Annotated in this window: 12 protein-coding genes; 5 read left to right on the top strand and 7 right to left on the bottom strand. The window is 60.3% G+C overall.

The features are described from left to right. Window positions 1-252 (bottom strand): hypothetical protein (locus ACPYOP_RS01500; RefSeq protein ID WP_481408611.1); only part of this gene is annotated, 252 nt, incomplete at its 3' end. A 38-nt stretch (window positions 253-290) separates the two neighbouring features. Between ACPYOP_RS01500 and ACPYOP_RS01495 the strand changes: the two genes are divergently transcribed. Beyond that, on the top strand, window positions 291-716 hold the full coding sequence (locus ACPYOP_RS01495; RefSeq protein WP_481408610.1) for a hypothetical protein: 426 nt from the start codon (window positions 291-293) through the stop codon (window positions 714-716). Window positions 717-767: 51 nt separating this feature from the next. Here the strand turns inward: ACPYOP_RS01495 and ACPYOP_RS01490 are convergent, their stop codons facing one another. Both ACPYOP_RS01490 and ACPYOP_RS01485 read right to left on the bottom strand, forming a co-directional pair. Next, a complete protein-coding gene (locus ACPYOP_RS01490; protein WP_481408609.1) occupies window positions 768-1,379 on the bottom strand; it encodes an alpha/beta hydrolase in 612 nt (203 codons plus the stop codon). 15 nt (window positions 1,380-1,394) lie between these two features. Further along, on the bottom strand, window positions 1,395-2,327 hold the full coding sequence (locus tag ACPYOP_RS01485) for a VOC family protein (protein WP_481408608.1): 933 nt from the start codon (window positions 2,325-2,327) through the stop codon (window positions 1,395-1,397). 222 nt (window positions 2,328-2,549) lie between these two features. Between ACPYOP_RS01485 and ACPYOP_RS01480 the strand changes: the two genes are divergently transcribed. Both ACPYOP_RS01480 and ACPYOP_RS01475 read left to right on the top strand, forming a co-directional pair. After that, window positions 2,550-2,804, top strand: a complete 255-nt coding sequence (locus tag ACPYOP_RS01480; protein ID WP_481408607.1) for a type II toxin-antitoxin system Phd/YefM family antitoxin — start codon at window positions 2,550-2,552, stop codon at window positions 2,802-2,804. Next, entirely contained in the window at window positions 2,804-3,214 is a 411-nt protein-coding gene (locus ACPYOP_RS01475) for a PIN domain-containing protein (RefSeq protein ID WP_481408606.1), read from the top strand. Before ACPYOP_RS01480 ends, ACPYOP_RS01475 begins: the two co-directional genes overlap by 1 nt. On the opposite strand, the gene ung is transcribed toward ACPYOP_RS01475, so the two are convergent. After that, on the bottom strand, window positions 3,208-3,909 hold the full coding sequence (gene ung, locus ACPYOP_RS01470) for a uracil-DNA glycosylase (protein WP_481408605.1): 702 nt from the start codon (window positions 3,907-3,909) through the stop codon (window positions 3,208-3,210). The two genes, ACPYOP_RS01475 and ung, sit on opposite strands and share 7 nt — an antisense overlap. 27 nt (window positions 3,910-3,936) lie before the next feature. Here ung and ACPYOP_RS01465 point away from each other — a divergent pair, with 27 nt between their 5' ends. Continuing rightward, window positions 3,937-4,677, top strand: coding sequence for a P-loop NTPase family protein (locus ACPYOP_RS01465; RefSeq protein ID WP_481408604.1), 741 nt, complete (start codon window positions 3,937-3,939; stop codon window positions 4,675-4,677). A 47-nt stretch (window positions 4,678-4,724) separates the two neighbouring features. Here ACPYOP_RS01465 and ACPYOP_RS01460 read toward each other — a convergent pair whose 3' ends face one another. After that, window positions 4,725-7,172 (bottom strand): GcvT family protein, encoded by a 2,448-nt coding sequence (locus ACPYOP_RS01460; protein ID WP_481408603.1) that lies wholly within the window; start codon window positions 7,170-7,172, stop codon window positions 4,725-4,727. 9 nt (window positions 7,173-7,181) lie between these two features. Further along, window positions 7,182-8,060 carry a phosphotransferase gene (locus tag ACPYOP_RS01455; RefSeq protein WP_481408602.1) on the bottom strand — a complete coding sequence of 293 codons (879 nt, stop codon included), beginning with the start codon at window positions 8,058-8,060 and terminating at the stop codon, window positions 7,182-7,184. A gap of 302 nt (window positions 8,061-8,362) precedes the next feature. Between ACPYOP_RS01455 and ACPYOP_RS01450 the strand changes: the two genes are divergently transcribed. Then, window positions 8,363-9,172 (top strand): DeoR/GlpR family DNA-binding transcription regulator, encoded by an 810-nt coding sequence (locus ACPYOP_RS01450; RefSeq protein ID WP_481408601.1) that lies wholly within the window; start codon window positions 8,363-8,365, stop codon window positions 9,170-9,172. Window positions 9,173-9,233: 61 nt separating this feature from the next. Here the strand turns inward: ACPYOP_RS01450 and ACPYOP_RS01445 are convergent, their stop codons facing one another. Further along, the gene (locus tag ACPYOP_RS01445) at window positions 9,234-10,115 is read right to left on the bottom strand and encodes a LysR substrate-binding domain-containing protein (protein WP_481408600.1); all 882 of its coding nucleotides are present in this window, start codon (window positions 10,113-10,115) and stop codon (window positions 9,234-9,236) included. Window positions 10,116-10,218: the final 103 nt, after the last annotated feature.

Below are 10,218 nucleotides of genomic sequence, written 5' to 3'. Positions count from 1 at the left end.
AGCTAAGCTTGCGCCGCTAGGTGTCGGTGGCGCCGGAAGATGACAAGGGTTGCAGGAAGGCCACGATACATTGCGGCGAACCGTCGAAGGATGATGCCCGCCCGCTACCGTTGGCAATATCATATTGATCTTGCGCATCTTTACGATCGCTTTAAAGCGCGTCGCGATCTCTGAGATTCGCTCCCAGCACTTTAGACTTTTGATTTTTCGCATGTCGTTATCGCAAAACCGCTGCACACTTTTGCGCGACATGCTCTAGGATTCCGGCGACCCGGCCGAAGGAGAATCAGTTGCACCTGCTGTCAGCCACTTTGTTTGCCTGCGGCTGCGTCAGCCTCGTCGACGGCCCCCTGTGGCCGCCGGCGCAAACCTATGTCGACAAGACGGTGCAATGCAGCCAGAGCAGCAATCCCGCCCGTTGCGAACAGACGCGCAATAGCTGGAAGACCGATTACGAGGAGGCCATCGCCGGCGGCTATCGCGCGCAGAAACATGTCGCCCTATGCCTCAGCACCGGCTGCGACGAAGCGATCCAATCTGATAAGATGCTCGGCTGTGCCTGGCGCATGGTCATTGCCGACGCGAAACACACCCAGTCGGACGGCTTGGATGCCGCGAACCTCACCCGCTTCTGCGGAACGGACTATATCGACGAGAAGGGAAAGCTCGCGGCCGCCTCGCAAGCAAAGGCGATGCTGCGCCTGATCGGCCAATAACAGGCCACGGGGCAAGGGTTTTCTGCCGCGTGGCTTAGTCATTTTTCTAGCTTAGGCGTAGGGCACAACGAATTTGCCGATGGCCTCGATCTCGTTGGGGCGAATATCGTGGCCGCCCGGATGCCATTCGAGCGTGACCTTGGCATCCTGCCGCGCGAAATAATCGGCCAGCGCCTGGGTCACCGGCGCAGGCGAGATCGGATCCCGCTCGCCCGCGGTGATCAGCACGCGCCTGCCCGCCAGCCTTGAATTGTCCTTCGGCTGGAAGGGGATGAGCGGATGCATCAGCACGGCCGCATCGAAGAGGTCGCCATGCTCGATCAAAACATTGGCGAGGATGTTCGCGCCGTTGGAAAAGCCGAGACCGAGGATCTGCGATGCGCCGTGTTGAGCCGCCAGCTCCGAGACATAGGCCGCCACCTTTTCCGTCGCGCGGGCAAGATCGGCCATGTCATAGACGCCCTCGCCCGTGCGGCGAAAGAAACGCGCCGCGCCGTATTCCGAGACATCGCCGCGCGGCGATATGATGGTGGCATCCGGCAGCAGGCGGGCAGCGAAATCGAAGAACTGGTTCTCATCGCCGCCGGTGCCATGGAAGGTGAAGAAAATAGGCTTTCCGGGCGCACCGGCCTTCAGCCGGTGCACATAGGTCGTATCCGTCATGATTTTTCTCCTGGATCAGCCTTCCAGCGGCTCAAGATGCTGCTCGATCAGGCCGCGCAGATGCGCGTGCTGTTCAGGCAGTTTCAGTGCTTCGCCGAGATGGGCCGTATCCTCGTCTCGGTTGAAGCCGGGTTCGTTGGTGGCGACTTCGAACAGCACGCCGCCCGGCGTACGGAAGTAGATCGCCCAGAAATAATCACGGTCGATGACCGGAGTCACCTGATAGCCCGTATCCATCAGCGCCTTGCGCACCTCCAACTGCTTTGCACGGTTCTCAACGGCAAAGGCGACATGGTGGACGGAGCCGGCGCCCGGCAGCGCGCGATTGATGTTGGGCATGGTTTCGAGATCGACATAATCGGCGCCGTTGCCGCCAGGAATGGCAAGCCGCTTGACGCCTTCATGCGTATCGACAACGTCGTAACCCATGTACTTCAACAACTCGGCGGTGGCGCCTTCATCCCTGAGCCGCATGGCAACGGAATGGAAGCCCCTGATGGCATGCTCGGCATCGACCCCGTTATGCGTCCAGGGCTGACGCTTGTCATCCTTGACCTCGACGAGCGCGAAGCCATCGCCATCCGGGCCGGCAAAATGCAGGCGCTTCTGGCCGAAGGATTCATCGGCCTTCAGGCCCTCGACGCCATGCTGGCCGAGCCGCTCGGTCCAGTAGCCAAGTGCACCTTCCGGAACGGAGTAGACCGTATTGCCGACTTCGCCGGTCCCCGGACGACCGCGCGCCATCTTCGGGAACGGGAAGTAGGTCATGATCGTGCCGGGAGTGCCGACCTCGTCACCATAGTAGAGGTGATAGACATCGGGAGCGTCGAAATTCACCGTCTTCTTGACGCGGCGCAGGCCGAGCGTATCCGTGAAGAACTTGTTGTTGGTCCGGGCGTCTTCCGCCATCGAGGTAACGTGGTGAAGACCTTTGATCTGGTTGAGCATCTCTAACCCCTTTTTTTCGCCTGCACCGGCAGGCGTTTCTCATGGGCAGAAGATGGTCTTGTGGGCCGTGTTTCGATAGCCCCGAATAGCCAAACGGATTGTCTTCAATGAGTGAACGATAAATTCAGATCGTTCACCGAGAAGCAGTACTGCTCTCATTTGTTGATTCCCAACGGGAGCGGCTTTAGATTAAGCTAGACAGTCTAGCTAGTGAGGGTTTCGATGAGTTGGCCATTGCAGGATGCTAAGAACCAGTTTTCAAAGGTCGTGCAGAAAGCGCGCAGCGAGGGACCGCAAATTGTCACCTTGCGCGGAGAACGTGCGGCCGTCGTCCTGTCTGCCGAAGACTATGATGCTCTCCTGGCCGGCAAACCGAGCCTTGCCGATGACTTGCTATCCGGGCCGGCCTGGGATGACGAAATGATTGACGCCGTATCGGAGCGCAGCAAAACGCCTAGCCGGGATGTCCTCTTCTGATGTATCTGGTCGACACCAACGTCATCTCGGAAATCCGGCGCGGTAATTCCCAAGCGATTGACTGGCTGCGCTCAATCGACCCCTCCACTATCTATCTGAGTGTCATCACACTTGGAGAGATCATGCGCGGGATTGCGCTCAAGCGAAAATCGGACCCGCGCACCGCAGCACATCTGGAAGAATGGCTGCGCAAGATCCGGCATGATCATGGCAATCGCATTCTTCCGATTACCGATCAGATTGCGGTCGAATGGGGGCGCATCGCGGCACAGCGTCTGCGCGGCGATGCCGATGGATTGATCGCGGCAACGGCGATCGTTCATGATCTTATCGTCGTCACCCGCAACATCGGTGATTTCGACGACACCGGCGCTTCGATCAGCAACCCGTGGGACCAGATACCTTACTGAGCCTCAGGATTGCTCGGCAGAGCCCAATCGATCGGATCCCGGCCATGCTCGGCTAGATAGGCATTGGCCTTGGAGAAATGCCGGCAGCCGAGGAAGCCGTTATGGGCCGACAGCGGCGAAGGGTGCGCCGCCTTCAGCACCAGATGGCGCTCGGTATCGACAAAGGCCGCCTTCTTCTGCGCATAGGAGCCCCAGAGCATGAAGACGACGCCGTCGCATTCGTCGTTGACTTGGCGGATGACGGCGTCGGTGAAGCGCTCCCAGCCCTTGCCCTGATGCGATGCGGCCTGCGATTCCTCGACCGTCAGCACACTGTTGAGCAGCAAGACGCCTTGCTCCGCCCAGCTTTCCAGAAAGCCGTGCCGCGCCGGCGGAATGCCGAGATCGGTTTCCAGCTCCTTATAGATATTGACCAGCGACGGCGGAATGCGCACGCCGGGACGGACGCTGAAGCAGAGCCCATGCGCCTGCCCGAAACCATGATAGGGATCCTGCCCGAGAATGACGACCTGCACCTCGTCAAGCGGGGTCAGATCCAGAGCCCGGAAATACTCGCTGCCACGGGGAAAGATCACCTTGCCGCGCTGCTTCTCCTCGACGAGAAAGGCCTTGAGCTGCTGCATGTAGGGGCTTTCGAACTCCGGAGATAGCGCCTCTTTCCAGCTCTCCTCCAGCTTGATGCTCGCTTCCGCCATCGTCTTTCGCCTCCGTCAATTGTCAGCATGTCGATTGAGGATGAAAGCGCTGGCGTGTCAAGGAAAGGGCTGGGGCTGCGGCAGGGAGATCACAGTTTTCGTCAGGTGGCATGGCTTGCTTCCGCGTTTCACGTAAATGTCGCAATGACGGAAGTACGGCACGCAGGCGTTGACAACGTCCTTCGCTTCGGCCATTGGAAGCCATCCCAATTTTCCGACCGGTGCCCCATGCTAACCTTGCATTCCCTTGGCGAGCGCATCGTCGTGCTCGGCCCCTCCAATGCCGGCAAGTCAACGCTGGCTGTGGCCCTTTCCAAAAAGCTCGGCTTTCCGACAGTCCATCTCGATCAGCTTCACCACCTTCCCCACACGGATTGGAAGCAGCGCCCGGAAGCAGAGTTCGCCGCGCTGCACGATGCGGCGATTCTTGGCGAGCAATGGATCATGGAAGGCAATTATACGCGCCTGATTCCGCAACGTTTGGCCCGCGCTACTGGCGCCATCCTCATCACCTCCAATCATTGGCTGCGCTTTTCCCGCTATCTCAAGCGGACCCTGATCAACCGCTCAGATCGAGCAGGGCATCTCGAAGGCGCCAAGGACAGCATCAAATGGGAGATGATTCGCTGGATACTCGTGAAGACCCGCAACAGCGGCACCAAATACGCAAATATCCTGCGGGAAGCCGAATTGCCGATGGTGGAATGCCACACAGCCGAGGCTCTCAATAACCTTTATCGGGCATGGGATCTGCCAAGCAGACGATAGGCTTCATACCGAAATGCTCGCGTTGAGTTAACGCACGCGGCCCCCAATCACCCCTTGATCCGCGCCATCCGCGCATCATAAAGCGGCTTCAACGACACCTGGCACGGCACGCGGCTTTGCGCGACATCGAGTTCGTAGCGACTGGACAGCACGAAATCCTCAGTCACGCCGTCGGGATTGCGGACATAGCCGTAGCCGATGGCCTTGCCGATCGTATAGCCGTAGCCGCCGCTCGACAGCCAGCCGACGCGCTGGCCATCGCGATAGATCGTCTCGCGGCCGAGAAGCACGACTTCGGGATCGTCGGGCACGAAGCAGGCGAGCATCTTTTTCACGCCAGAGGCCAGTTGCCGCTCGATCGCCTCCCTGCCGCGGAATGCGACGTCCTTCTTCGTCTTCACCGCCCAGGCAAGCCCGGCTTCAACAGGCGTATGATCCGGCCCGATATCCGAGCCCCAGGCGCGATAGCCCTTTTCCAGCCGGCAGCTTTCGATGGCACGATAGCCGGCATTGACGAGGCCGTGCTCGCGCCCGGCGGCCATCAGCACGTCATAAACGCTAGTGGCATATTCCACAGGCACATGCAGCTCATAGCCGAGTTCGCCGACATAGGTGATGCGCAGCGCCCTGACGGGACAGCCCGCGATACCGACTGTTTTCACTTTACCGAAGGGGAATGCGGCGTTCGAAACGTCGGCCGAGGTCACGGCCTGCAATATCTCGCGCGATTTCGGCCCCATCAGCGACAGCACGGAATAGGCGGAGGTGACATCCACCAGCTCCGCATGCATTTCGGACGGAATATTCCGGGCGATCCAGTCGAAGTCATGCGTAGCAAAGCCGGTGCCCGTCGTTATGTAGAATTCGTTCTCGGCGATGCGGCCGACGGTGACGTCGCATTCGATGCCGCCGCGGTCGTTGAGCATCTGGGTATAGGTCAGGGCGCCAACTGGCTTGGCGACGTCGTTGGAAGCGATCCATGAGATCGCCGCCTCGGCATCCCTGCCCTTCAGCACGAATTTGGCGAAGGAGGTCTGGTCGAAAATAACGGCCGCCTCGCGCACCGCCTTATGTTCGCGGCCGACAGCATCGAACCAGTTCTGACGGCCGTAAGTATAGACGTCCTTCGGCTCCTCGCCGGCGAATAGATCGGCAAACCAGTTCGGCCGCTCCCACCCGAGCTTTTCGCCGAAGCATGCGCCCTGCGCCTTGAGCCGATCATAGAGTGGCGACTTACGGCACGGCCGGCCGCTGGAATGCTCCTCGAAGGGCCAGGCCATGGTGTAATGCTTGCCATAGGCCTCCAGCGTGCGGGTGCGCACCCAGTCGGTGTCGAAATGCGGGCGGCCGAAACGCCTGATATCGACCGGCCACAGATCGTAGGGCGGTTCGCCCTTGGCGACCCATTCGGCAAGCGCCATGCCAGCTCCGCCGGCGGAGGCTATGCCGAAGGCGTTGAAGCCGGCGCCGACGAAGAAATTCCTCAACTCCGGCGCCTCGCCGAGAATGAAATTGCCGTCGGGCGTGAAGCTCTCCGGGCCGCACAGCAGCTGCTTGACGCCGGCCGTCTGCAGCGCCGGCACACGCACCAGCGCCTGTTCCATGATCTGCTCGAAATGATCGAAATTGCTGTCGAGCAGCGTGTAGTGGAAATCTTTCGGAATACCATCGAGCGCCCAGGGGATCGGGTTCGGCTCATAGCCGCCCATGACAAGCCCGCCGACCTCTTCCTTGTAATAGGTCAGCCGGTCCGGATCGCGCAGCGTCGGAAGGTTGGACGGCACGCCGAAGGATTCGGTGATGAGATATTGATGCTCGACGGAGACAAGCGGCACGTTGACACCGAAGCGGCCGGCAAAGGTCCGTGTCCACTGCCCGGCGCAGACGACGACGCGCTCGCATTCGATGCGGCCCCTCTCGGTGATGACGGCGTGGATGCGGCCCTTGTCGATCTCCAGATCGAGAACTTCGGTATCCTCGAAGATCGACACGCCGCCCACGCGGGCGCCCTTCGCCAACGCCTGGGTGATATCGGAAGGATTGGCCTGCCCATCGGTCGGCAGGAAGGCGGCACCGACGAGGTCGTCGACATCCATCAGCGGCCAGAGATCGCGCGCCTCCTGCGGCGTCAGGAGATGCATCTGCAGGCCGAAGGACTGCGCCGTTGTCGCCTGCCGCTTCACCTCCGTCCAGCGCTCCTCGTTGCAGGCAAGACGCAAGCCGCCATTCATCTTCCAGCCGGTGGCAAGCCCGGTCTCCGCCTCGAGCGTCTTGTAGAGATCGACCGAATAGCCGAGCATCTGCGTGATGTTTGCGCTGGTGCGCAATTGACCGACGAGGCCGGCGGCATGAAACGTCGTGCCCGAGGTCAGCTTCTTGCGTTCCAGCAGCACTGTGTCGGTAAAGCCGAGCTTTCCGAGATGGTAGGCGGTCGAGCAGCCGATGATGCCGCCGCCGATGACGACGGTCTTTGCTGTAGCCGGCAGTTCCTTCATCGTGTCACCTCAAGAATTGCGAAAACCCTGCCAGGCGCTCTCGAAGCGCCGTAGATTTTCAGCTGTATAGGAAGAATAATCGAAATCGATGTCGGAATGGATTTCCGAAACCATGCTCCACATCGTCTCGCGTAGGAGGGAAGCACATTTCATCGCCTGATAGCGCCGGCGCAGGTCGTCGCTGATGGAAGCTTCGAAATAGGCCTCCAGCATCGCCTCTTCCTGCGCCTCGGAGAATTCATTGTTGGAGGCAAGGCCGCCGAGATCGAAAAACGGCGTGTTGAAGCCAGCATAATCCCAATCGATCAGCCAGAGCCGCTTGCCGTCGTCGAGGAAATTCGCCGCCAGCAGATCGTTGTGACCGAAGGCAATCTCGAAAGGACCGGCTTCACGCTCGAGCCGCTCGGCAATTTCCAGGAAGGAAATCAGCCGCGACTTGTGCCGGCTACCACCGGCCTCGAGAACGGCCGCATAATCCCTGATCACATGGAAGACCCAGAAGATGGCTGCCGGTCCGCGAAAATGCCTGGCGACGTCCCGATGACAGGACCGGACGAGCGGCACGACGCGGGCCATCATGGCCGGGTCACCTATATCAGCGGCCGACAGCGGCTTTGCGTCGATATAGTCAAGCACCAGTATGCCGGGCTCGTGATGGATGACGGCGGGCGAGAGGCCGGCAGCATGGGCGGCCCTGCTTGCCGCCAGCTCATTGGCACGGCTAATATGGTGAACGGGAATGTCCTCACCCAGCCGAACAACGAAGCGCCGGCCCGCATTGCCGACCAGATAGTTGCGATTGGTGATGCCGCCGACAAGCGGGGCGATCTCGATCGGCCCGTGCCAGATGCCGAGAGAATAGATCTTGTCTTCCGGCGTCGCAGTCATTCCCCTCTGGCCCCTCCGGTACCACTGCCGAGCATCCTTCGGATGAGAAAGGTTCCTTACAACAGCGAAGCTGTCAAGGGCACCCCACAAAATGAAACGAAGATTTGGCTTTTTGTTGGTTTCGAGAGGCTGTTCGAATTGGATGAGCTATGGATATCGCGAAGAGAGCGCTTCACCGTAGGTGAGATTTGCCTTAAAAACTCAAGCGCGAGGCAAATGTATCAAGCTCGTGCGCGTTGACGCCTCTGGCGGCGACGGAGTTGGCCATTTCGGGATCAATACCCTCAATAGGATCAGCAACCATGTCGGGCATATCCCAGCCACCGCTTCATTCCAATCATCGCGAGCGCGAAATTCTGGAGGAACTGCGCTTGGCCGGCGGCGCGAGCCGCATCCAGTTCCTGGCCGAACGGCTCGGCGTTTCCGAGGAAACCATCCGCCGCAACATCCGCAGCCTCGAGGCCAACGGGCTCGTGACCAAGGTGCATGGCGGGGTCCACATCAAGGATTCGATGATCGAGCCTCCGCTGCATCTGCGCATGAACGAGAATGCGGAAGCCAAGCGGATGATCGCCGCCTCCGTCGCATCCATGATCGAGGATGGAGACGCACTCTTCCTCGATGTCGGCTCGACCACGGCCTTCATTGCCGTTGCGCTGCAGAAGCACCAGAACCTCTTCGTCGTCACCAATGCCGTCGCGGTCGCTCACGCGCTCGCAACCCGCAACGGCAACCGCGTCTTCTTCGCGGGCGGCGAACTGCGCGGGCACGACGGCGGCGCCTTCGGCATGGAGGCCGCCAATTTCCTGCGCCGCTTCAACATACGCCATGCCATCCTGTCGGTCGGCGCCATCAACGCCACCTCCGGCTTCATGCTGCACGATCTCGAAGAAGCGGAATATTCCCGGGAAGCGGCCGGCCGCGCCGAAAACTGCATCATCGTCGCCGACAGCGCCAAGTTCGGACGCAGTGCACCCATCGTCCTCAGCGAACCCACAGCGTTCGACAAACTGGTCACCGACGAAATACCGCCATCAGACATTCGCGCCATGCTGGAGCGCAATAACATCGAACTCGTCGTCGCCAACCGGCAGCGGGGTGAGCGGCGATAGATTGAAGGCTGGCACTATCAGCTATTGCCGGTATCGGATTCCGGGAACGTGCTGAATCGACTCAATCCTTGCACATCGCCTCCAGCGTCTGGGCGGCCTTGCTGGCATGGCGCTCCTTGTGGCGCAGCAGCCGGAAGCTGCGGACAGGCAGGTCGAACCTTGCCTGAACCAGCAGTCCTTGCCCAAGATAGGCTCTCGCCGCGGCACTCGAAACAGCCGCGGCACTTTGCCCGGCAGAAACCGCCGACAGCACCGCTTCATTCGACGGCAAGACAAGTGCCATGCCGAGATCGCGCGGTGACGCACCCAGCCTGGCGACCGCATTTTCGAATTCCGAACGCGTGCCCGACCCCTCCTCCCGCATCACCCAGGAGGTGCCGGTGGCAAGGTCGGCGACGGTCAGCTGACGTCCATCCGCCCAGGGATGATCCGGCGGTACGACGATGACGAGTGCATCCTGCGCGACGATCTTCATCGAGAGCGCCGGCGCGTCCACTTCACCCTCGATGAAACCTAGTTCGGCAGCACCATCGATGACGGCTTCCGTGACGGTTCGCGTGTTACCGATCGTCAGATCCAGCTCGATACCAGGGTAATCGCGATGAAACCGCATCAGCAGAGGCGGCAGCCAGTAGCTGGCGATGGTCTGGCTCGCATAGAGGCTGAGCCGGCCGCGCTGCAACCCACCCAATTCGGATAGCATGAGTTCCGCCGAACGTACCCGGGCGAGCGTCGCCTTGGCTTCACCCAGGAAGGACCGCCCTGTCTCCGTCAGCTCGATCCGTCGGCCGACGCGGTGAAACAGCTCCACACCGTAATAGGCCTCGAGATTCTTGATCGCCGAGCTGACGGCCGAAGGCGTCAGGTGGATGGCTTCAGCGGCGTTGGTCAGATGTTCTCGTTCGGCGACGGCGACGAAAATTGCGAGCTGCTCGAAGGTCATGGGAAATCATTCTAATTTATCGAATGAAACATAGGATAATATTCGATGGATGTCGACATCGACAGGTGAGACTTTCCGCCTCACCGAAGCATAGCAAACGAAC

It is taken from the genome of Rhizobium sp. KNZ2-6A (genome assembly GCF_056755475.1).
This window is presented reverse-complemented; position numbering and strand designations above follow the sequence as displayed.

What these genes read in the sequence shown, in the direction of transcription:
- ACPYOP_RS01455 (WP_481408602.1), bottom strand. Translation starts at nt 8,060, where the DNA reads ATGACTGCGACGCCGGAAGACAAGATCTATTCTCTCGGCATCTGGCAC.
- ACPYOP_RS01460 (WP_481408603.1), bottom strand. Translation starts at nt 7,172, where the DNA reads ATGAAGGAACTGCCGGCTACAGCAAAGACCGTCGTCATCGGCGGCGGC.
- ACPYOP_RS01445 (WP_481408600.1), bottom strand. Translation starts at nt 10,115, where the DNA reads ATGACCTTCGAGCAGCTCGCAATTTTCGTCGCCGTCGCCGAACGAGAA.
- ACPYOP_RS01485 (WP_481408608.1), bottom strand. Translation starts at nt 2,327, where the DNA reads ATGCTCAACCAGATCAAAGGTCTTCACCACGTTACCTCGATGGCGGAA.
- ACPYOP_RS01465 (WP_481408604.1), top strand. Translation starts at nt 3,937, where the DNA reads ATGTCGATTGAGGATGAAAGCGCTGGCGTGTCAAGGAAAGGGCTGGGG.
- ACPYOP_RS01480 (WP_481408607.1), top strand. Translation starts at nt 2,550, where the DNA reads ATGAGTTGGCCATTGCAGGATGCTAAGAACCAGTTTTCAAAGGTCGTG.
- ACPYOP_RS01475 (WP_481408606.1), top strand. Translation starts at nt 2,804, where the DNA reads ATGTATCTGGTCGACACCAACGTCATCTCGGAAATCCGGCGCGGTAAT.
- ACPYOP_RS01490 (WP_481408609.1), bottom strand. Translation starts at nt 1,379, where the DNA reads ATGACGGATACGACCTATGTGCACCGGCTGAAGGCCGGTGCGCCCGGA.
- ung (WP_481408605.1), bottom strand. Translation starts at nt 3,909, where the DNA reads ATGGCGGAAGCGAGCATCAAGCTGGAGGAGAGCTGGAAAGAGGCGCTA.
- ACPYOP_RS01450 (WP_481408601.1), top strand. Translation starts at nt 8,363, where the DNA reads ATGTCGGGCATATCCCAGCCACCGCTTCATTCCAATCATCGCGAGCGC.